Origin of the sequence: Enterococcus sp. 3C7_DIV0644 (assembly GCF_002141235.1) — a bacterium.
Taxonomy (GTDB): Bacteria; Bacillota; Bacilli; order Lactobacillales; family Enterococcaceae; genus Enterococcus_D; species Enterococcus_D entomosocium.
This window is the reverse complement of the sequence record NZ_NGLK01000001.1, coordinates 984,725-1,007,330: the sequence shown is the minus strand read 5'-3', so window position 1 is coordinate 1,007,330 and position 22,606 is coordinate 984,725. Positions and strand designations below refer to the sequence as shown.

The 22,606-nt window shown below is 38.9% G+C and carries 19 protein-coding genes; 17 read left to right on the top strand and 2 right to left on the bottom strand.

Annotation, left to right across the window (positions count from 1 at the left end; genetic code table 11):
- Window positions 1-650: LPXTG cell wall anchor domain-containing protein (locus A5877_RS04735; protein WP_176273419.1), on the top strand; the 650-nt coding region annotated here is incomplete at its 5' end.
- A 135-nt stretch (window positions 651-785) separates the two neighbouring features.
- Here A5877_RS04735 and secA2 read toward each other — a convergent pair.
- Together secA2 and A5877_RS04725 are read right to left on the bottom strand one after the other, a co-directional pair.
- The gene (gene secA2 / locus A5877_RS04730) at window positions 786-3,155 is read right to left on the bottom strand and encodes an accessory Sec system translocase SecA2 (RefSeq protein WP_086316474.1); all 2,370 of its coding nucleotides are present in this window, start codon (window positions 3,153-3,155) and stop codon (window positions 786-788) included.
- Window positions 3,156-3,202: 47 nt separating this feature from the next.
- Window positions 3,203-3,598: a hypothetical protein gene (locus A5877_RS04725; RefSeq protein ID WP_228085301.1), complete on the bottom strand. Its 396-nt coding sequence runs from the start codon at window positions 3,596-3,598 to the stop codon at window positions 3,203-3,205.
- Window positions 3,599-3,917: 319 nt separating this feature from the next.
- Here A5877_RS04725 and A5877_RS04720 point away from each other — a divergent pair, with 319 nt between their 5' ends.
- The 16 genes from A5877_RS04720 to secG all read left to right on the top strand — a co-directional run bounded on the left by A5877_RS04720 (window position 3,918) and on the right by secG (window position 22,517).
- Window positions 3,918-5,135: an accessory Sec system protein translocase subunit SecY2 gene (locus A5877_RS04720; RefSeq protein ID WP_086316472.1), complete on the top strand. Its 1,218-nt coding sequence runs from the start codon at window positions 3,918-3,920 to the stop codon at window positions 5,133-5,135.
- Between the two features lie 21 nt (window positions 5,136-5,156).
- A complete protein-coding gene (gene asp1 / locus A5877_RS04715; RefSeq protein WP_223347114.1) occupies window positions 5,157-6,758 on the top strand; it encodes an accessory Sec system protein Asp1 in 1,602 nt (533 codons plus the stop codon).
- Window positions 6,748-8,331, top strand: a complete 1,584-nt coding sequence (asp2, locus tag A5877_RS04710) for an accessory Sec system protein Asp2 (RefSeq protein ID WP_086316470.1) — start codon at window positions 6,748-6,750, stop codon at window positions 8,329-8,331. Before asp1 ends, asp2 begins: the two co-directional genes overlap by 11 nt.
- 15 nt (window positions 8,332-8,346) lie before the next feature.
- Window positions 8,347-9,252 (top strand): accessory Sec system protein Asp3, encoded by a 906-nt coding sequence (asp3, locus tag A5877_RS04705; protein ID WP_225869308.1) that lies wholly within the window; start codon window positions 8,347-8,349, stop codon window positions 9,250-9,252.
- A gap of 16 nt (window positions 9,253-9,268) precedes the next feature.
- Window positions 9,269-10,708 (top strand): glycosyltransferase, encoded by a 1,440-nt coding sequence (locus tag A5877_RS04700; protein ID WP_086316469.1) that lies wholly within the window; start codon window positions 9,269-9,271, stop codon window positions 10,706-10,708.
- Entirely contained in the window at window positions 10,698-11,546 is an 849-nt protein-coding gene (locus A5877_RS04695; RefSeq protein WP_086316468.1) for a hypothetical protein, read from the top strand. Before A5877_RS04700 ends, A5877_RS04695 begins: the two co-directional genes overlap by 11 nt.
- A 7-nt stretch (window positions 11,547-11,553) precedes the next feature.
- Window positions 11,554-12,111 (top strand): hypothetical protein, encoded by a 558-nt coding sequence (locus A5877_RS04690; protein ID WP_086316467.1) that lies wholly within the window; start codon window positions 11,554-11,556, stop codon window positions 12,109-12,111.
- A 49-nt stretch (window positions 12,112-12,160) separates the two neighbouring features.
- The gene (locus A5877_RS04685; protein WP_077452924.1) at window positions 12,161-12,352 is read left to right on the top strand and encodes a hypothetical protein; all 192 of its coding nucleotides are present in this window, start codon (window positions 12,161-12,163) and stop codon (window positions 12,350-12,352) included.
- A 45-nt stretch (window positions 12,353-12,397) separates the two neighbouring features.
- A complete protein-coding gene (locus A5877_RS04680) occupies window positions 12,398-13,384 on the top strand; it encodes a helix-turn-helix transcriptional regulator (protein WP_086316466.1) in 987 nt (328 codons plus the stop codon).
- Window positions 13,381-14,397 (top strand): sugar transferase, encoded by a 1,017-nt coding sequence (locus tag A5877_RS04675; RefSeq protein ID WP_086316465.1) that lies wholly within the window; start codon window positions 13,381-13,383, stop codon window positions 14,395-14,397. The genes A5877_RS04680 and A5877_RS04675 overlap by 4 nt, the downstream gene beginning before the upstream one ends.
- Complete coding sequence (locus tag A5877_RS04670; protein ID WP_086316464.1) at window positions 14,394-14,777, top strand: hypothetical protein; 384 nt, start codon at window positions 14,394-14,396, stop codon at window positions 14,775-14,777. Before A5877_RS04675 ends, A5877_RS04670 begins: the two co-directional genes overlap by 4 nt.
- Window positions 14,778-14,848: 71 nt before the next feature.
- Window positions 14,849-16,186 (top strand): hypothetical protein, encoded by a 1,338-nt coding sequence (locus A5877_RS04665; RefSeq protein ID WP_225869307.1) that lies wholly within the window; start codon window positions 14,849-14,851, stop codon window positions 16,184-16,186.
- 662 nt (window positions 16,187-16,848) lie between these two features.
- Window positions 16,849-20,733, top strand: coding sequence for a Cna B-type domain-containing protein (locus A5877_RS04660; RefSeq protein WP_086316463.1), 3,885 nt, complete (start codon window positions 16,849-16,851; stop codon window positions 20,731-20,733).
- A gap of 144 nt (window positions 20,734-20,877) precedes the next feature.
- Window positions 20,878-21,834: an alpha/beta hydrolase gene (locus tag A5877_RS04655; RefSeq protein ID WP_005234368.1), complete on the top strand. Its 957-nt coding sequence runs from the start codon at window positions 20,878-20,880 to the stop codon at window positions 21,832-21,834.
- Window positions 21,835-21,851: 17 nt separating this feature from the next.
- On the top strand, window positions 21,852-22,124 hold the full coding sequence (locus A5877_RS04650; RefSeq protein ID WP_086316462.1) for a GNAT family N-acetyltransferase: 273 nt from the start codon (window positions 21,852-21,854) through the stop codon (window positions 22,122-22,124).
- A 156-nt stretch (window positions 22,125-22,280) separates the two neighbouring features.
- Entirely contained in the window at window positions 22,281-22,517 is a 237-nt protein-coding gene (gene secG, locus A5877_RS04645) for a preprotein translocase subunit SecG (RefSeq protein ID WP_005228700.1), read from the top strand.
- The last annotated feature ends 89 nt before the right edge of the window (window positions 22,518-22,606 follow it).

Below are 22,606 nucleotides of genomic sequence, written 5' to 3'. Positions count from 1 at the left end.
ATAGTGCAAGTGTAAGTGATTCGACTTCAACAAGCGAAAGCCTAAGTGTGAGTGAATCAGCTAGCGAAAGCACCAGCATCAGTGATAGTGAACGTGATTCAGTATCACTTAGCGCCGAATCAAGTGATTCTGGGTCAACAAGCGACAGTCTGAGTGCTAGCAACTCGGCTAGTCAGAGTGAAAGCTTTAGTGCCTCTGATCGAGATTCAGTCTCCATGAGCGCTAGTGAATCAATCAGCGATAGTACCAGCGTGAGTGACTCTGCTTCGCTAAGCACAAGTACAAGTGATATCAACTCTGATATCGTCAGTGAATATCACAGTAATAGCTTGTCTGAGAGTCTATCAGAGCTGCAATCACAATCAACTAGCCAAGATCATTCACTTTCGGCAAGTGAGTCTATCAGCGGCTCTACTTCAACACCATCAAGTTCTAATCAGAACAACGGAGTGAATGGAAATACAGTAACGCCAATTGGCAACACAGGAGTAGGGGGGCATACGACCAGTGCATCTGGTTCTACTCTTCCTAAGACTGGCGAATCTGATGCAAGTGGTATTCAAATGTCTCTTGCTGGAATTGCCACGCTGTTAGCTGCTATTGCTTTATTGAAAAAGAAAAAAGATGAAGCAAAGCGTGAAACAGAGTAACCCGTTAGTTTTGGTTTGTGAAGAGCTAGGATAAATTTCCTAGCTCTTCTAAAATGATAAAAGTACTTCTATTAAATAAAAAAGCATCACAGTTAGGCAAACTAACTGTGATGCTTTTTTATTGGCTATGGTTGGTTATGGAAATTCAACATCGAATGAACCATCTTCTGTTTTTACCAACTCGGATAATAATAAATTTCTGACTGCTTCTAGATAAATGGCTTCACGCATTTCAGAGAAAGAACGATGTGCTTCTACTTGAAATTCATAGATGGGGCGATGTTGTCCCCAGTTTCGTCCATTGATGACTGTTTTCAATTGTTGCAGGTTGTCTGATTGTTCGATCCAAAGAGTATCTAAGGCTTTTAAAAGTATGATTCGCTTGAAAAACAGCTGTTGGAAACTATCTGGCATAAATTGATGAATGTGAATCAAACGCTCTGAAATCAGATCCAATAAAAATTTTTTGACCGTTCGCTTATTAAATTTATCTAGTTTCTCGATTTCAAAAACATCAAAATTATAGTCCAAATTATTAAAGATAAAATCAAGGATCGCTTGTTGATTTAGGTTCGCTTTTTTAGTGGTGAATTGATTGATTGTTTCTTCTATGCATTGATTAATGATATTTTCTAATTCGACAGGGGTACCTTTCATAATGCTGTTTCTCATGCTGTACATTTTGTCTCTTTGAATGGTAATAATTGAGTCAAATTCTAGCGTCGTTTGACGTCCGGCAATTTCTTGATTTTTGCGATTGCTTTGAGACTGATTGATTAGTTTATTGTATTTTTTCTTTTTTAAGGGCGTGAGATCACTGGATAATTCTTCTTGTTCAGTTAATAATTCTCGTTCGTCGGCGGCCCATTTGGGTGCACTTTCAACTACGATTTTGTCTTCCATAGATACATAGAAAATACTGTCACCCGGATCTCCTTGACGTCCAGAGCGGCCCCGAAGCTGATTGTCAATTCGGTCACTGGTCATCCGCTCAGTTCCTACTACTAACAGACCACCATTTTCCCGTGCGTCTTCTTCCAGTTTAATATCTGTACCACGTCCAGCCATTGAAGTAGCCACAGTTACGGCACCTTTTTTACCAGCTTCTGAGATGATCCAAGATTCCTTGGTCGCTGTTGTAGCGTTTAAAAGATTATGAGGGATTCGATGCTTTAAGAGAATCAGGGAGTATAACGTCGACATTGAGACTGATCCTGTCTCAATCAATACGGGGCGTTCTTGCGTCAAAGCATTTCTTACTGCTTCTAAAGAAGCCATGATTTTCGACTGATTGGTCACATAGACCAGATCCTGATGATCTTTTCGGCGAATGGGTTTATTTGTCGGAATTTCGATTACGTCAATATCATACGTTTCTCGAAATTCGTCGGCGTCTGTTTTGGCAGTACCAGTCATTCCGGACAAAATTTTAAATTTTCGGAATAGATTTTGGTAGGTAATGGAGCCCATGGATCGGCTCTCTGTAGTGATCTCTACGCCTTCTTTTGCTTCGATTGCTTGATGAAGGCCAGCTTGTAGTTTTGTTCCAATCAGCTTACGTCCATTTGCTTCATCAAGCAAAAGAATCTCATTGTCCTCCACAACATAGTCTTTGTTTAAGTGTAAGAGATAGTTGGCCCGTAAGGCAATGACTAAATGACGGTAAAGATTTTTCCATTTTTCTGAAAGAATAGTTTCAACACCTAAGTAGTCTTCGGCTTTTTTTATGCCTGCTTCTGTAAACCAAGCGTGACGTTTGTTTTCACTTCTCATAAAGTCTTTACCTTCAATCAAGCTTTTCACAAACCAATCAGATAGCGTAAAAAAATTTGACTGAACTTTGGGTGCTCCTGAAATGATCAATGGCGTTTGCGCCATATCAAGTAATATTGCATCGATTTCATCTATCAGTACATAATTGAAGTGGGTGACATATTGTTCGTCTGGAGAAACAGCCAAGTTGTCAAATAAATAGTCAAAGCCCAGTGCGCTATGCGTCGTGTAGACGATGTCTGCTGCATAGACCACCTCTTTATCGATTTCTTCTCCTTCATCTTCATGTTCAGGAACACCTGCAGCCACGGATAGTCCTAGAAAACGATAGACTTTTCCCGTTTCTTCAATATCTCGCAAGGCTAAATACGTATTAGAAGTAATCAAGAAATTGCCTTTGCCTCCCAGACCATGTAAATACATCGGCATGGTTGCGGTCAATGTTTTTCCTTCTCCGGTTTTCATTTCAGCAACATTGCCGTAAAAAAGAGCAATTGCGCCAAGAATTTGAACAAAATAAGGCTCCATTCCTAAGACACGACGGTCTGCTTCGACAACGACAGCATAGGCTTGCGGGAGTAAACTCTCCAGTTTTTTACCCTGTTCGAGTTGTTGTCGAAAATGAATGGTTTGCATTTGCAATTCTTGATCTGATAATTGCCGATAGTTTTCTGCAAGACTTTGAACTTTTCTCGCCAACCGAATATACTTGCGAAACTTTTTATCTTTCATTTTTGTTGTTCCTCCTTTCAAAAACTTAAATTGCTTGTGGCTTAAGCTTAATCAGCAATGCTTTCTAATTTAGCACGAATCATGACGTCGTCTAGTTCAAAAAGATATTCCCTCATCAAATCATTGGCTTCTAAAAAAAAGACGATTTTTCCCTTCTGAGTAACTAGTTTCATCTTTCTTGATGCAATAAGTGGTTCTTTGTTTTGATCCAGTAGCGCTTCACCAGAACTTGTTACGAAGTGAAGTGAAAACGTATAGGTTTTGGTGCTATCCATATTATAGTAGGGAAATTCACCATGATAGATGGACTCTTGATCAACTGCTTCCAAAGAGTCATCAGTCCGCAAAACGACAGCTTTTAGGTTTAACTTAGGCGTCGGTTCATTGTCAGGGACCCTAGATTCTGCAGTCGGTGTTTCGTTGACTGTTAAATTTTCTTTCAAAAAAAAGATACCTCCTAAGAGCAAAACGAGAGGTATGATGACTTCAATTAGTTTTTTCATAGTAACGACCTTCTTTTGGGGGCTATTTCTCAGGAAATTCTCCCTTTTTTTTCCAATCCTTGTATTTCTCTGATGACTATTTAAAGTGAGTAGTTTTTACTTATTTGAATTTAAAACGATGATACCACAATGACCAACCTCACCTTTTCCTTTTTTTTTTTCATTTCAACAAAAAACAAGTACAAAAGGCAATTTTAAACCTGTTACTATTTTGTTAAACCTTGCAGATTAAAAAAAAGTAAGAAAATTGGAGATGAAAATGAAGAATCAAAAAGAACTCATTCGAAGAATAATCGCGAGCTTTTTCCTTTTGTTCATTGTTGAGATAGGTAAGCATATCCAGGTTCCTTTTTTTATTTCAGAAAAGATACCAGAGGAATCAACTAGTTTGATTCTGAAATTTTTAGCGACATCAACCGGTGGGAATTTTACTGTTCCAACGCTTTTTTCTTTAGGGATGGGCCCGTATATGACTGCCCTGATCATCTGGACAACGATCAGCATGATTGATACAGAAAGTATCGGAAATCTTTCCACCAAACGAATTGGGTATATTCAACGCAGTTTGACTCTTTTATTTGCTATCCTTCAAAGTTGCGCACTGGTTTTAAAATTTCGTTCCTCAATGATTGATCAAAAAGCAATTGGAGGCTCTATTGTCCTGTTGTTTTTAGGAGCAGTTCTTCTTTTGACGGCTGGGGGATTGTTCGTTGCATGGCTAGCTGATATCAACATTGATAAAGGAATTGGAGGTCAAAGTCTGTTTATTGTTCCAGGTTTACTGATGAATATCCCAGCTATGTTAATTTCGGGACAAACAGAATCCGTTCATTTAAGTCAAAACTTTCTTATCGGGTTAGTTATGGTGACCTTAGTTTTTATTTATCTCACACTCTTCCTTTACAATGCAGAATACCGTATCAATATTGAACGGACAGGTATCGACAGTCGCTTTAACAATTCGTATATTCCTATTCGACTTTTACCTGCCGGGGCAATGCCTTTCATGTTTGCAGTAACTGTCTTTTCAATGCCGCAGCTTTTACTATTGAACGAAAAGTGGGGAGACACAGGCTTTTCAAATTTTATTACGACTTACTTTTCCTTTAATAATGTGCGGGGTGTTTTCACTTATGGTCTGATTCTCTATGTTTTAGGTTACGGATTTAGTTTTATAAATGTTCGACCATACGATATAGCCAAAAATCTAAAAGAGACGGGAGATTACATTTTAAATGTTGCTCCTGGTAAACAGACAGAGCGATATATATTGAAGCGTTTATCAACCGTTGCATTACTTGGCAACAGTTATCTTGTGATCGTTTCAATGATTCCCTTATTGATAGGATTGCAAAATCAAATCATTTCCAACTTAGCTTTTTATTTCGGAAGTATTTTTATGTTGATCATCATTTTAGAAACTATCACAAATGAAATACGGTTCCTCTTTTCCAGACATACTTACCGGATTTTTTAGAGGATGTTAGGAGGCAATTTTTTGAATTATTTTATCCCTGATTGGACGACCAGTAGTGGCAATTTAGAAAGTGATTATATGATGAATATCATTCAGCTTTTCAAGAACAATCGAGAACCGTATCACTTATTGTTATTGGAGCATATACCGTTTTTACGTTATCAGATGCATGCATATGAATTAGAAGTAGCGCAAATGACTTCGCTTTATGATCGCTTGCAAGACATTCAAAAAACCAATGGATTTCCCTTAGATGTCGATGACTTGCCTCTTGCTCAGAATGTTGAGAAGGTCTATACACCTTTTGGAATCACGCTGATTAAGGAAAATCAACCATTTGGTGAAATTCGGTTCAATTCATTTGGTTTTGCAGAACAGATGTCTATAATGACGGAACCTTATCGACAAATCCTCTTTTTCGATGATCGGGGATTTATTTCTGCAAAATCGTTCCAGAATGACAAAGGGGAACAAGTAAAGAAGATTTATTATAACGAATCGGGAATGGAAAAATGTGTGGAATACTTTGGAGAAAATCCACAGATTGAGCTGATAAATCCTCAAAGAATTGGGCTAAAGAAAAGTCAGTATCAAAGCATGGATGAACTTCTTTTAGAGATGATGAATCAATTTCAACTGAATCTTGAGCCAGAAGATCAAACAATTTGTTTGACAAATGAGCGGAGTCTACGATTGGTCAAAACGAACGAGGAACGAAAAAGAGTGATCCAGATCGTTTCTGATGCCCACAGACTTTCAACTTGTGCATCAGATGAAAAAGCAGCATTATGGGCTGGCGAAAATAAAATCATTACGGATTCGACTAGTAATCAAACAGCGCTTTTCTCTTTAATGAAACAGTCCGGTGTCAATGACCTATCTCGGATACAGCGCATACCTATTTACACAACTTCTTTTCAGCTGGGCAATAGCAACTCCATTCCCCAGCTGGTTCTTTATTGGAACGCCGGTGAGCTTAACGAAGACGTTCGGAGAATCCATCATCTATTACTGCAAAAAGTTATTCAGAATGATCGTTATGACTTAATTATCGAAACGACGACATTCCAAAGCGAAGTCGTTTTACGAGAAGCACAAAAAGAACTGGTTGATACTCACTTCGGTGTCGATAGTGAATCTGAGGAGTATCAAAAGGTATTAAAGTATTTCGAAGCAAAAAAGGCGAAAAAGTTATTTAAAACGGATGAAGAGGCGATTGAAGAGATCCGAGAAAGCAAAAATTGGCGAAATCTAGTAGAGGCAGTTGATGTCAATTTTAGGATTCACTTTCGTTTGGATTCTCATCTCACCACGATTCGTCAGGATTTCAATGAGACACGATTGTATATTGATTTGTCTGCTGAAGTTGATGTCCAGAAACAAGCACTAGCTGTTAGTGCAGGGATTCCTCAGCTTGTTAGGAAGAAAACCGATTATGTGGATGACCAAAAGAATGGGCAAATCATTGGTCAAATTAGAGAATTAGATGCAGCAATCGCTTTTTACCTGGACGATTTAAATAATTGGAACCAAGCATTGGTGGAAAATATTAGTTATATTGAGCGTTTTAGTGAGGAAAATATTATTAAACAATGGAGGGAGTTGCTAGAGGGTGTCGTCTAAACAGATTCAGGTATTTCATGTTGCAGCTGTTTCTTCTGAGGGGCAAAAGCAGCTTTCTCCTTTGTTTGCCTATCAGTGGCTTCCGTTGGCCTATGATTTCAGAAAAGATGAGCAGGAGCTACAGCTGTTTAAGAAAGACAAATATAATACCAAATACCATCGGGCAATTTTTCTTCTAGAGGAAAATGCCGCGATTCTTGAAAATTTGGAATTTTTAAAACAATTGCCAGCCTACCAAATATTTTACGAAGAAAATGGGCAGCTATCTCCAGAAGTTCAAGCGCTATTCACATTAAAAGCAGCGAATCCTTTTGATAAAAAGCAGCTAGAAAATGTTTTTCGTACGATCAATGAGCAATTCTCAGCAAAGCAACAAGGATATAAGCTATCTATGGATCACATGAAATTTAATAAAACTGTCCCGTTGCAGATCGTTAAAGAAGGACATGCAGCCTGTCAGGTAAAGGCACAACTGACATCAGACGATCAGCAAATAACTACTTGGAAAATGACTAACCTGATACCTAAAGACGAACGCACCTGTTTTTATCCGGAGATCGCAGATGTTCAAGGAGAAGTGACATTAAAAATCAAACTCTTTTTCATTAAAGAAAACACGAATCAAGTCATCCAAGTGATTGAGGTCCTTCACGATCAAATCATAAATGGGGAGCCGGTTTACTTCAAATTAGATCAAAATTCATACATCAATGTTTCATTGTATGCCAAAGGAAATCGAGGGCAATTTACGATCGGGCAGATGCACCTGCGAAGAGCAATGGCAGATGAAAGTGTCATGATTCCAGGAGGCGGACGGATTCGGGATGAAGAGAATCTGGGGGGCGAAGTGATCTATTACTTTAATCCGGGAGATTTAAAACCTCCATTAGCGGTTTATTTTTCTGGCTATCGTTCAGCGGAAGGATTTGAAGGCCGTGGGATGATGGGAAGTATGGGCTGTCCGTTTCTGCTGATTGGTGACCCTCGTTTAGAAGGTGGGAATTTCTATCTAGGCAGCCAGAAATTCGAACAAGAAATCGTAGCGATCATCTTAGGGAAACTAGCACTGCTAGGATTTGATAAGTCAGACCTCATTTTATCCGGATTATCGATGGGCACGTTTGGGGCGCTGTATTTTGCTAGCGATTTAAGCCCAAACAGTGTCATTGTGGGAAAACCGTTGACGAATCTTGGTTCCATTGCTCTAAATGAACGCATCAATCGACCAACTGGATTTCCAACCTCATTGGATATGCTGCTTTACAATATTGGGGTTGTTTCAAAAGAAGCGAGCAGTCAATTGAATGAACGGTTCTGGAGCAAATTCAAAAGTGGCGATTATCGGGAGACAACCTTTGCGATCGCCTATATGAAACAAGACGATTACGACATGGAGGCATTTCCAATGTTGTTTGAATTTTTAAAAAATAATTTCCCCATGACTCGTGTTCTGTATAAAGGCATGATCGGCCGACATAACGATAATAGTCCTGCCATCAATAATTGGTTTTTGAAACAATACAAAAATATTCTCGTGCATACATTTCACCGCGATATCAAGAAAATATTATAGGGAATGAGGGAGTCGATGAATAGTTTATATCGTATCAAGTGGGGGATCGACTTTAATGACAATTATAATTATGGCGCAAAAATAGCTTATATGCCCTCTGGGGATGTCTTGTACTCTTCTCCTTTGATGCCTCCAGGCGTCAGTATTAAATCTTGGTATTCGAAAACAGAATTTCATATTAGTCGGAAATCACCAATGCTACCAATGTTACTGCCTGGATACAAGTACGAGTTAACACTTCATGCTGCATTCGATCGTAAGGAAGCAGTACAGCTATTGGTGGAATTTTTTGATAAGGATGGTTTTCTCCTTGAAAAACTAGTCTTCGAAACAAACCAAGAATGTTTTCTCTTTCCGCAAGGTGCCACTGATTATCAGATTCATATGGTAAACAAAAAGCATCAAGAGATTCATTTTAAGGAATTGGTTTTATCCACTAAGGAGAATCAAGCATTTGAAGTGGTTCCTATAAATGCAACCACTGGAGCAAACCAAGGCTCAAACATAGCAACCAGCGTTGTTGCGGTTACACCGTTGGTTGAGAAACATGCTGCATTATCGGTCGTATTTGAAAAACAGAACAGCTATGTCAAAGAATATTCACTTTCAGATTTTGAAGCAGGATTGTTTGTTGAACCGGATACTAAGGCTGCATCATCGTATTTGGAAGTATTACTTGAACAAATCTATCAGCGAAGCGATAGTCCCGAAAAAATCAACCTTAAAATGGGACAAAATTTTTCTTTGCTGGAGTCTTGTTACCACGAAGATTTTTCTGTATTAGCTTTATTATTTGCAAAGCCAAATAAAGAAGCCGAAGCACCCGAGCTTATGGATCGTCTGCAAAAAAAGATCGCACTTAATCAAAGGGCACTAAAAGTTTTAGAGAATGTAAAAGAAAACAGGAAAAAATCAACCTAATAAAGAGGGGGACATCATGAATTTTTTTGTAAATAAAGCAATGGGGATTGGTAATTCTGGTGTGGAACATGCACAGTTCTATCGTGCTGCTTGTTTTGATAGAAAAAATATTCCCTATAAGTATATTTTTATGGAGCTAGTGAAGAATCTCCATGAAGCCATGGCGGCTTGGAAAATACCAGATGATAAAGTCATCTCCATGTGGGAATATTTTGCACTAGAAGGTGATTATTTAAGGCAAGGGGCTAAAGCAGTTTTTACTGCACAACAAGATCTCTTAGTAGATGCTACGAACACACATAGAATCAAAGAAACCATCACGTCATCAGGATTAAAAATCGTTGAGCATATGGAAAAATCTCCTAGTCCAAAAAAGGAAGGCTTACTGCTAGTTTCGGATTATCGGGTAGAGATTTTTGACTATCGAACGAATCAAAGAAAAATCATGTACAGTTATCGAAATGATTCGCATCGAGGAAGAGTAATGACGAATATTCATTTGTTTGCTTTCAAAGGCAAACATCGTTTCTTTAGAAATGAAGTCTTATTGCAGCGATTTTTCTTTAAACAACTGATAGAAGAATTCCCAGAAACCAAAAGTATCATCATTGATCGGGGGGAGGAAAGCGAGGCTGCTTTATATGATCATTGTCCTCCGGAAATCAAATTGATTGAGATCGTTCATGCCGATCATTTATCTGATCGTGACGTAGCTAGCGCACCTCTTTGGAACAATTACTATGAATTTGCTTTGACACATTTGGAACAAGTCGCTCATATCGTTGTTGCGACAGAATTGCAAAGGCAAGATTTGTTGATCGATTTCCCAAACGAGTCCAAAAAAATTGTGACGATCCCGGTGGGAGGGATTCGCGATGTGACAGAAGACTCATTTGAATTAGGCAAACAACAGGCAGAGAAGTTTGTGACGGTCTCTCGTTTAGCATCTGAAAAGCACATTGATCTTGTGATGCGGGCAATTGCTGCAGCAAAAAAAGAATATCCAACGATCTCTTTAGACATCTATGGTCAAGGGGGAGAAGAAGGCAAGTTAAAAGCAGTGATCAAGGAGTTGAATGCAGAAGAGTACATTCGGTTAAAAGGGCATTCTCATGCAATCAATGAAGTATATCCTGATTATGATGCATTTATCTCTGGTTCTTTTTCAGAAGGTTTCGGATTGACTTATATTGAAGCTTTAAATGCAGGATTGCCAATTGTAACCTTCAAGGCTCGTTTTGGGGCCATGGAGTTGATCAAAGAAGGAGTCAATGGTTATTTGAAAGATTTTTCTAGAACTGATGAAGCCTATACTATTCAGCAACTAACAGATGGCATTCGTCAGTTGACTGCTTCTGATCTGAACCAACTTAAAGCCAATACCCGCAAGTCTGTCCGAATGTTTCAAGACGCGATAATTGCAGAGAAATGGAGTGAGTTGATCAATGCATTATGAATTAGTAACCGTGATCCGACCAAATGACCGAATTTGGATGGCACAAAAATCACGAATCAAAGAAGGAAGTCAAGTGTTGTCCATCTCACCGAGTCCAAATTTCCAAGCGATGCTCCAAAAAGAAGCATTGCAGGGAATAAATATTTTAGATCAAGTGACACAGCGCAGTCACGATCCAGAATCCTTTCTGTTTTTTAACCAAGTACCAACAGCTTACTGTACAGAAGTTTATATGAACGAGGACCGGACCATTTCCTTGATCACTGATGGAGATGAAGTAGGTAAAGTGAGCTTGTATCCTATGACTAGAAGACATGTCAAAGAAGTTCGCTACTTCTATCCTGATGGCACGACAGATTTCATTGAAGAATATGCCGCAGATGGGAAATTATTCTCAACTATTTATTACTGCAATGACCAGGTTCAAGAGATTGTTTTTTTCAATGATCAGCAACAAAGTATTCTGAATTACTATTTTTATCAAGGCACCATCAATTTGGTCACGATTCGTGATACAGAAACATTCAAGGTAACTCAAAAATTTAACACAACACTTGATTTCATTCGAGATCAGTTAGCTTTCCAGTTAACAGAAAATGATACAGTTGGCATTTCATATATGGGTTTAGAATTATTTTCTCTAGCAAAATCCAACTCGACAAATACACTTTATCTGGAAGAATCGCCGCTTGATGGCAAAGGGAATATCAAAGGGAACTTAATGAGTATTTTAGATGACCGCGTTCCTTATATTCATAAGGTAGAAGTCGATCAAAAGAATTATCAGTTGTTGGCAAACAAAAATGTATGCATGGACAAAGTTGTGTTGAAAGGATGAAGACAAAATGAAAAAAATGAAAGCCACTGAATTGTATGAGCAAATTATGTTGTTAATAAAAGAGAACAGCGGGTCCATGCTCACTTTTGAGAAGGAACAAGAGGAAGCAAAGAAACTTTTTACTCATCAAAACGAATTGATTGATCAGCTGATTCAAATCAATCAAGAAATGAAAGCAATGATGAACAAGTCAGAAAACGATATCGATCTAAATGTGATCCAAACATTAAAAAAACAATTCAATGCATCTTTTGAGCAGCAGCAAGAGGAGCAAAATAAATTACAAATGATTTATGAGAAGCTCTTTTCTGCTTATGAGGTTGAAAAGCAAATGCTTCGAACCTATTTTTTGAATGAAACCGAGCAGATCATTGATCGGTTAACCTCAACCGTCGAAAGACAAGATAACGATGTGAATCAATTGAGTCAAGAGCTGATTGATGAGCTTCGGGCAGTGGAAGTAGCAGAGGTAGTGAATGAGATAGCTACAAACGAAAATGAACCAGTAGAAAATGTTTCAGAACTGAGTGAATCACTACAACTGGCAGACGATCAGAACCAGTAGATAAACCAGTTTTCTTCATAGGTGTTTGCCGAAAATAAACTGGGAAGAGGTGATTTCGTTGGCGAATAATCAGCTAGAAAAAACGATTCAAGCGGGATTTCAAGAAGAACGAGAAAACGTAAGAAATCACTCAGAAGAAAAGAAAAAGGGCAAAGCGATCACCATTGTGCTTTCCTTAGTTATGTCGATCGTGATCCTTGGATCGTTGGTTTATTCTTTATTGGAAGCATTACAGAAGTAAGAATAAAAATAGGTCCTGCATTTTAGAAAAAAGGATTTGAAAAATATGGAAACTAGATTACTAAGCGTTTGTCGATTAATTAGCACGATCAACCCAGACTTAAAGATACCTGATACATCAGTCGTTGCTGTCAATATTGATCGCGAGAAATTAGAAGAGATACGCAAATGTAAAGGACTATCTGTGAAATCTTTTGAAAGAAAGATTGGGTTATCTCGCTCACGGTACTATAGATGGGTACAATATGAGATCGACTTGCCCTTCGAATTGGTTGTTGGCATCAAGAAAATGTTGAGCATATCTGATACCGAATTGTTAGACATGTTTGCAATGTCAACAGATGAACAACTTCATCTATTAAGTGTATTGATTTATAGCTCTTTATCAACGAAAGAGGACATGTTTGTTACCTTTATGAAAGTCAGAAAAGAGTTAGAAAAATTTCGCACCTCTACTGAGGATAATACGATGTTTAAACTTATGTTGGCCTATTCTGACCTCGTATTTGGTTGTATGAATCAGAAAGTCCCGGATGCAAGTTTAGAAATGCTTGAAACATTTTTTCTGGGAACTGATTTTTATACATTATTTGACAGCCTTTTATATTTAGCTACATTACGCATCAAACAGCGCTATGGCTTGCACGCTTCATCTTTAGAAAAACAAATTTTTTTGTTAGAGAGCTGCCTTTTAAAGAAAATAAATTCGACTGATTTTACGGAACTGCGGCCAGTCTTGGTAGGCGCCGTATTAGATTTATCAGAATGTTTGGTAGACATCCAACGCTGTGATGATGCGGTTCAATTACTTCAACATGCAAGTCGTTTAATGGAGGAACATTGGCATATTGATGTCTATAATCAGACAGTTCTAAAACTAGTCAAATATTTGCTGCTTACAAGGAATACTGCACAAGAAGATCCTGCTGTACAACTGTTCTCTAAAAATTTGAAAGGTGCAGAATGGTGCTTACCGAAAGATGAAGTGATGTTTGTGCGGGCAATGATGGAAAAGGAGATGGGACAAGCGTGAATCGGTGGGTGACGACGATCATTGAATCGAATGCAGCAGATTCAGTCAAAAAAGCGAAAGTAGATGTTTTTCACATTGCCAATGGGATGGATTATCAACCTTTATATATTTATCGTTATATCGATGAGAATGAAGATGATTATGCACTTATGTCAAGGATTGATGGCATTACAGCTGGTGTCGCTTATGAAGATATCGTGGTCTATCAATATCCAAGTTATAACGGAGCCCATTTTGACCGAATGTTCTTACAAAGAATGAAACAAAGAGGGATTTACACGAGTTTATTCATCCATGACGCTGAGATGTTGCGTGGGAAAGTCGATTTTGATGAATCTGCTCTTTTCAATGAAGCAACAGTATTGATCGTTCATAGCCAAGCTATGCAGACAGCCTTAGTCGAAAGAGGCGTAACACGGAGAATGATCCAAAAACCATTTTTCGACTATCAGCATCAAGAAGTTAGTGTCAGTCATGAAAGACCAGAAAAACGAGTTGTCTTTGCAGGAAATTTGGCAAAAACCCGTTTTCTACAGCAGTGGCCCAATCGCACGGAAATTCTTGTATACGGCGATAAAAACGACAGTCAATTTGGTCCGAATGTTCATTATTGTGGTGTTTTTGAGCAAGAGAAATTGGTTCGTAGGATGGAGAAAAATGGTTTCGGACTTGCGTGGGATGATAAGTTGCCTGATGGTGGTGACTACCAACAATATACGAAGTATAATGCACCGCACAAAATCTCGTTGTATCTCTCGTTAGGAATCCCTGTCATTGTATGGAAAGAAGCAGCTATAGCAGAGATGGTACAGAAACTGGAACTTGGCATTACTATCAACGCAATTGAAGACATTGATCATCAATTAAGTGAGTTAACAGATGAAGAGCTGCTGCGGATAAAAAATAATGTTCTTTCATTTAGTCGTTTACTGCAATCAGGAATATTTACTAGAACGGCACTGATGGATTCAGAAGTGAAAATACTCCTAGGCAAAGGAGCAAGTCAAGCATGAAACAATCAATGAGTACAAAGAAGTTATCCGCAATCATTCAAATCAGCGAACTAGACCAGATGTTGACTGATTTGAAACAAACGATCGAACAACGGGACAGTAAAATTGCGCGATTACAACAAATGATTTTAGAAAAACGACAGTCAGCCATTGGTTATCGCGATTTTATTGTCTTAAAGAATAGCCAAGAAGAATTGAGAGAGTTATGCAAAAAAATTGACTTGCAGCTGGTCAAAACCAATGAACTTTTGCGGCATATACGTAATACAAAAGTAATTTTCAGCGACTTGTTGCTTTTAGAAGCAGAAGTCAACGAACAAATGAGTAAAATTCATGAACTGTCCAATGCATTCTTTATCCAAGAAGAGGCAGGAAAATAGAGGATGAAATAGCAATAGTGTTATTAGGGAAGCTGTAATTCATGATAAATAGGGAAGTTAGGGGGATTAGTGTGAACAAAATCATTGCATTAGACATTGATGAATTTCGAGTAGGCGTTGTTGGCTACGGTTATCAAGATGTCAGAAGTTCTGTTTATTCAGAAGTCAAAAAAAATAATCTACAATATCTTTTAGGAAAGAATAATGAACCGATCTACCTAAAAAACAAAGTAGGGAAACGAATACTTCTCGGGGGCAGCGAGAAAGAAATCACTTGGGGGCTCGACAAGTTGTATAGTCGACGATCAGAAGCCTATCAAACATTTGGCAATCCGTTGGCAATCCTGGGAGACCAAAAATTTAAGACATATATCAAAACGATACTCTCTTATTTAGTAGCGAAAAGACCCTCACTTTTTACTGAAATTGCAGAGGATTACTTTAGCTGTTCATTATGCCTTGGCGTAGCAACAGAAAGTTTTGACCGGCTTGCTGACATTGAGAGACAACTGGCAGATGAATTCGAGACAGTTGTTGATGGCACTCACTATCAGATCCGCATCGAGCGAGTAAAGCTGATCCCGAAATCTCTGGGCGCAATTTTTGAAAGCAAACGAAATGATATTCATTTGATGTTAGGCGTGGAAGAAATTCTTGCTGGGTTGACCTATGTGATTGAAATCAATGATCATTCTCTCACTTGTGATAGCTACGAAAATGGGGAACTGATCAAAAGTTCAAAAGTCACAGACGGCTTGTTTGAATTGGCAGGCAACGTGGTACAAGCTTATCAAGAAAATGAGGGGGATCATCCCGCACCTATCTTTGCGCTAGATCATGGCGTCGTTTACGATATGCTTGTCACAGCTAAGAAAAACAATCCATTTGTCGTGACGATCAATGGAGGTCAGACAATAGATTTAACTGAGATCGTTAAAAAAGAGACGACTGCTTTGACAGATCAATTGATTGATTATGTAAACAGTGATCAAGATATTCAATATGCTGATACAATTCTAATCAGAGATATTCCTTCAGAAACGATCAACGAAAACACAGTAAATCAGGCACTCAACAAGATGGGGTTATCTTGTAAAGTGTTTAACAATAAAAATGCTCTTGGCGTGTATCTCTTCGGAGAGTTGTTTTGGAAAAGTCAACTGAATGCTTCGATAGATCACTTTGAGGATAACAGTCCATTTCCAATGAAGCCAGACGGTTTAGAGTCGAAAGTGAATGCAGAACCTTTACCAGTCGAGAAGTCCCTCGAATCTTCAACTAACCAAATTGATTCTGAGCTACCAGAAGCTACCAAGCAAAAGAGTCATCATAGAAGCTTATCAGTAGAAGCAATCTTTGCGGAACAGTCGGAATTGCTTGATTTCTTGATCAGCAACGACAAAGAGTAGTCGATTTGGAGAAGGAAACGTGAATTTCGAGCGGATTGCAATAACCATTCCCTTTTTTTCCATGGTTAGTCTTTTGTACTAGATCAGAACATCGGACTTTGCAATAAAGTCTTGTCGTCAATAAGGATTGATATGTTGTACAAAAAACACACTTGGGACTGAAGAATCAATTATGATTCATCAGTCCCAAAAACGATAAAGACGTTTCTTTGTACAGTAAAAGTTAAGAGAACTTATAAATAAAGGGAAAATAACAGTAAGATTTTAAAGAATCTGCTAAAATTTTTGTAACCGAAAATGAAAATAATATGATTGTTTATGAAAATTTCATTTTCAGTTTACAATTATTTTTTTTTGACAAGTGAAATTTTAGCGAGTAGCCAATCACTCCTGATGTTTAAGCGTTTTGAAGGAAAGAACTTTTATCACAAACAAAAGATTCTTTCTGGATTTTGAGTATTTATCATGAAAAAAATATTCTGTTGTTTTTCAAACAAAAGAAATCCTATTTCATTTTCACAAATTCCCTTGAGAGAAGGACCCATTTTTTGGCTTTTGCTCTCATTTTTCTCACAGAATCAAAATTTGGGTCATTTTGCATTTTCTCTTTTTTCCGATTAGGATAATCACCTGAGTAAAATTTGTTGTTTGGAGGAAGAGAAATGCGTACTTATGTGAAAAAAATAGCTTACCCAATGTTCATGCTGTCCTTACTTATTTTATCCTATTTGGCGCCTTTATTATCAGTCATCACAGCCAATGCGGACACCGAGGAGAATCCCAAAACAATCCTATTTCAAAACGAAAAGGGCATAGCGCAAGTGACATCATTACCAGATCCTACCACAGGGGAGATCACTTGGACGATCCAAGTAGAAAAGAATCAACAAGCAGCAAATCAACTGGCATTCAGCTTGAGTGAAGGGGAACAAACGGTTCTGCCGAACTCGATTCAAAGCAGCGGCACGCCATTTACATATGATCCGCAAAGACAGCAGCTGATGGAAGAAACCGCTAGCAGTTCTTTTAGCCAAATGACGCTAACGTTTCAAACAAAAAGTCTTCAAACATTGACAATCAAATCCGCCTTTCTTCAAACAGATGAAAAAAATGGACAAGTGAAAGAAGACATCATCAACACAACAGATGTAGCAGTTGTTCTACCTGAAAATGAATCCACAGAAGCAACGAGTACAGAAGCCGTACTTTCTGATACTCAGGATCAAACAGAGGCTTCTGAAAAAAAGGTTGTATCAACAAGCAGCGAGTCACAACAACAAACGGCGTCAAATACTGCATCAAAAACCATAGAATCAACGCCTGATACCCAAGCAAGTGCGCCAGCAGCTTCACAACTTTCAAGTGGGGGCATTTTTAAAAATGATGTTCCTGAAGTTGATGACGCACTTCTAGGAGAAGCGCAATATTTTCATATTTTTGCTAACCATGCGACGCTAAATACACACACGAACGGAAATTTGGCCGTTGGTGAATTAAACGGAAATGTCAATTTTGGGACCAGTATTCAGGATGGTTCTTTGCCAACAGAAATCAATTATATTCAAAAGGTCAATTCCATCGCAAACTCTTCTTTTGTATCAGGAAGTGATAGTAGAAAAAACAAAGTTGTTTTTGGCCCATCAGTCACAGTAGATTTAGCAGATCAAAATCAGCAACCTGCCGTTTTTGTAAATGGTCAGAGAATGGATCACTTGAAGACTTCCGAAGTTTTTCAAGATCAATCCGTGAGTGAGCCTTATATAGACTTTGAACAAGCATTTTCAACGTTACAGGCGACGTCAGAAAGACTGGGAGCTTATCCGCAGACACCCGGTGTAACCAAGGATTTCACTGATAATAATCAGCGGGTCATCAATACAGCCGATGCCGAAGATGAGACACAAGCGGTTGTTTTGACCTTGACAGACGAACAAGGAAATCCACTTGATGATGGTGTTTACGAACTTCAAAACAACAAGACGCATAAGGAAGTCGATGAAGAAGTCACAAATGATGATGGGCAGGTGATCGAAGCTGGTCTTCCAGAGGGAGAATATTCCTTTGTGGAAACGGAAGCGCCAGACGGCTATCTGATTGATAAAAAACCCATTTCTTTTTCAGAAGATACAATTGCGAAAGAAGATCAAAAGGTTGTTGTTTCTCTTTCAAAAACGGAATTAGAAAAAGATACGCCAATCACCATTAAAGGGCTAACAAGAGGAAATACGCCTGTGATCATCAATGTGGACACTGAGGGAGCCAGCACCGTTAATGTTAAGTCCCAAATCAAACTAGAATATACGGATGGTACGTCTCGTAATAGCCATGAAACAGAAGAGTTTGATGATGCTGTTATCTTATGGAATTTTGTTGACCAATCAGAGGGCCAAACGATTTCGATTAATAGTCCATTCCAAGGAACCATCTTGGCTGTTGGTGATACAGTCGATGTCCATCAAAATGTTGACGGCAGTATCATTGCTGATACAGTGCTGGTCAACGCAGAAACCCATCGCTGGGATCTGCAAGCAAATGAAACAATCGTGCCGACTATTAAACTAGCTGCCATGAATCAATTGCTTTCTTTTGAAACAACGACAATCAGCGGGACCAAAACGTGGGATGATTATGACAACAAATTCAATACCCGTCCGACAAGCATTATGGTTCAATTATTGCAAAACGGTGAAGTATTCCAAACAAAAACGGTTACCCAAAGTAAAGAGGGGGACTGGCATTATGAATTTACTGATCTACCGAAAACTGACGAATCTGGTCAGACCTATGAATACACAATCCAAGAAACACCTGTTGAAGGGTATTCTACTAAAGTAAACGGTTATGACCTGGTCAACACGTACCGCAATACTGAAACGACAGAAGTAGCCGGAACAAAGACATGGAAAGACTATGGCAACAAGTTCAATACCCGCCCTGAAAGCATCACTGTCGACTTAATGCAAAATGATAAAGAAATCGACAAGCAAGTCGTAAAAGCAGATAACCAAGGCGACTGGACTTATCACTTCGAGAATCTGCCTAAGTATGATGAAAAAGGTCAAGCATACACCTACACGATCCAAGAAGAAAAAGTTTCAGGTTACACCACTGAAATCAACGGCTATGACCTAGTCAACACCTATCACAATACTGAAACGACAGACGTAGCTGGAACAAAGACATGGGATGACTATGGCAACAAGTTCAATACCCGCCCTGAAAGCATCACTGTCGACTTAATGCAAAACGGTAAAGAGATTGATAAACAAACCGTAAAAGCTGATAAAGAAAACAACTGGACCTATCACTTCGAGAATCTGCCTAAGTATGATGAAAAAGGTCAAGCATACACCTACACGATCCAAGAAGAAAAAGTGCCAGGTTACACCACTGAAATCAATGGTTATGATCTAGTCAACACCTACCGCAATACTGAAACGACAGACGTAGCCGGAACAAAGACATGGAATGACTACGATAACAAATTCGAAACAAGACCAGAAAGCATCACTGTCAAGCTGATGCAAAATGATAAAGAAATCGACAAGCAAGTCGTAAAAGCTGATAAAGAAAACAACTGGAGTTATCACTTTGAGAATCTGTCTAAGTATGATGAAAAAGGTCAAGCTTACACCTACACGATCCAAGAAGAAAAAGTGCCAGGTTACACCACTGAAATCAATGGTTATGACCTAGTCAACACCTATCGCAACACCGAAACAACGGTAGTATCGGGAACGAAGACGTGGAATGACTATGGCAACAAGTTCCACACCCGTCCAGAGAGTATCACTGTGAAGCTGATGCAAAATGATAAAAAAATTGACAAACAAACCGTAAAAGCAGATAACCAAGGGAACTGGACCTATCGCTTTGAAAATTTGCCTAAGTATGATGAAAAAGGTCAAGCATACACGTACACGATCCAAGAAGAAAAAGTGCCAAGTTACACTATTAAAGTCAACGGCTATGACCTGGTCAACACCTATCACAATACCGAAACAACGGTAGTATCAGGAACGAAGACGTGGAATGACTATGGCAACAAGTTCAATACCCGCCCTGAAAGCATCACTGTCGAATTAATGCAAAACGGTAAAGAAATCGACAAGCAAACCGTAAAAGCAGATAAAGAAGGGAACTGGACCTATCGTTTTGAAGATCTGCCAAAATATGATGAGAAAGGTCAAGCGTACACCTATAGCATTCAAGAAGTGGCTGTCAAAGGATACAGGTCAGAAGTCCATGATTATGATTTGATCAATACTTATGTCGAACCAAAAACGCCGAGAACGCCTAAGACACCGAATGATCCTAGCGGTCCCAAAGTACCAACACCTTCTGACAAGTCTGATAAACCGATAAAAATAGCCGGAAACGCCGAGCAAAAGCTGGATGACAAAAAGAACCAGACAGAGTCATCACAGACAGATAATGAAAAACGATTGCCAAAGACAAATGAGGAATCCTCTTATGAACTAAGTGTTCTTGGAAGTATTTTACTCACCATGATCGCCTTCCTATTCTATAAACAGAAACATATTTAACCAAACAAATCTTTGTACTGCTCCTTCGCTAGAAGTCAGTACAAAGATTTTTTCTTAAAAAAGTATAGGACTTATTTAAGACTTGCGACAAAACTTTGGCTGAAAACCGGTGTAAATGGTAAACTAAAATGAAGGGGGGATCCTATGGTTTGGCTATTGCTACTACTGCTAATTTTTATTTTTTTGGTGTACTATGTATATCGCACGTCTGTGATGAAAAAGGGCGTACGCTATTTTGTTTCGGCAATTATTATGCGTAACAATGAATGGTATGAAAAAGAAGGCAGAAAGAAACTGGGGATTCCATACAAAGAGCGGATCGCGAAAAGCAGTTCGGCTTTTTGGTCACAAGGTTCGGAATGTACGGTAACGACCACCGATGATCTGATCCTGAGAGCAGAAGTCTTTGATCAGTGTGCTAAAACGTGGGTGATCTGCTTGCATGGGTATCGCAGTGATGGGCAAGCAGACTGTCAAGATGCGGCCGAGAAATTCTGGGCTGCGGGTTACAATGTTTTAGTTCCTGATTTGCGTGGACATGGCCGTAGTGAAGGCAAAGAGATCGGCTTAGGGTGGCTAGATCGGATGGATCTGCTTTTGTGGATCGATAAGATTTTGGAAAAAGACCCACAAACCCAAATCTTCCTCTATGGTTTAGGGATGGGAGCGGCGACTTTGCTGCTGGCCAGTGGAGAAGTCATGCCGGTGCAAGTTGCGGGTTTGATCTCAGACAGCAGTTATACGTCCGTTTATAGTGCCATTCGGGCAAGTCTACCACAATTTTCTCGGTTACCCGTCAAGCGCTTTTTGCGATTAGCCAATCGTTACAGTAAACACTTAGTCGGCTACCCCTTCCTACAAATCTCAGTGACCCGACAAGTCGGCAGCAACCATTTACCTGTGCTGTTTTTACAAGGAGAAAAGGATACGTTTCTTTCTGAAAAAGAAATCAATACTTTAATGGAAGCAACGGCTGGTCCGAAACAAAAAGTCCTTTTTCCCAATATGGGACATTTACAGGCAGTTAAAGATGCCCCAGAATATTGGCCAACCGTTTTGCAATTTATTGAGAATATCAAACAAAAAACAGACATTGTCTGATAGAAAGGGCGAAAACAATGGAAATAAAAGAAGAAAACAAGCGTTTTGCTTTATATGATGGAGATACAGAAATTGGTGAGATTACATGGCAAGAAACACCAGATGATGTACTTGAAGTTGATCACACCTTCGTCAACCCTGATTATCGTGGACAGCAATTGGCGCAAAAATTGCTCAAAGCAGTTGTTGAAAAAGCACGACGGGAAGAGAAAAAAATTATGCCTGTCTGCTCCTTTGCGGTCAAAGAGTTCAAAGAAAAACCAGAATATGATGACGTACTCGTTCGCTGATTTGAACGAAAGCGATCTATGAGAAAAAGGCTGTCAGAAAGGACAGTCTTTTTTTTAAACCGTCACGCAACGAGCAATGACAAAAAGGGAGTAGTAATTTCTAGCGAAAAATGCTAAAATAGAAAGGACGACTTTAGCAAGCAAGGAGGAGCTAACGTGTATAATATCTTATTAACTGCTGTAATTGTTATTTCGATTTTAATGGTCATTACGATCATGATGCAGCCTAGCAAGCAAAATAGTGCAGCTAGTGCCTTTACTGGCGGTGCGGATCAATTGTTTGGTAAGCAAAAAGCCCGTGGATTTGAAGCAGTGATGCAGCGCTCAACGGCCATTTTAGGGTTTGTTTGGATGGTCTTGCTCTTTATTTTGGCTTTTCTTTCATCAAACTAATCATTTTGCTAGCGAACCTCTCGTAAAGAGAGGTTTTTTTCTTTTTAAGGGGAAGATTTTGATCGCATTTGTCGAAGTATTCTTCTTAA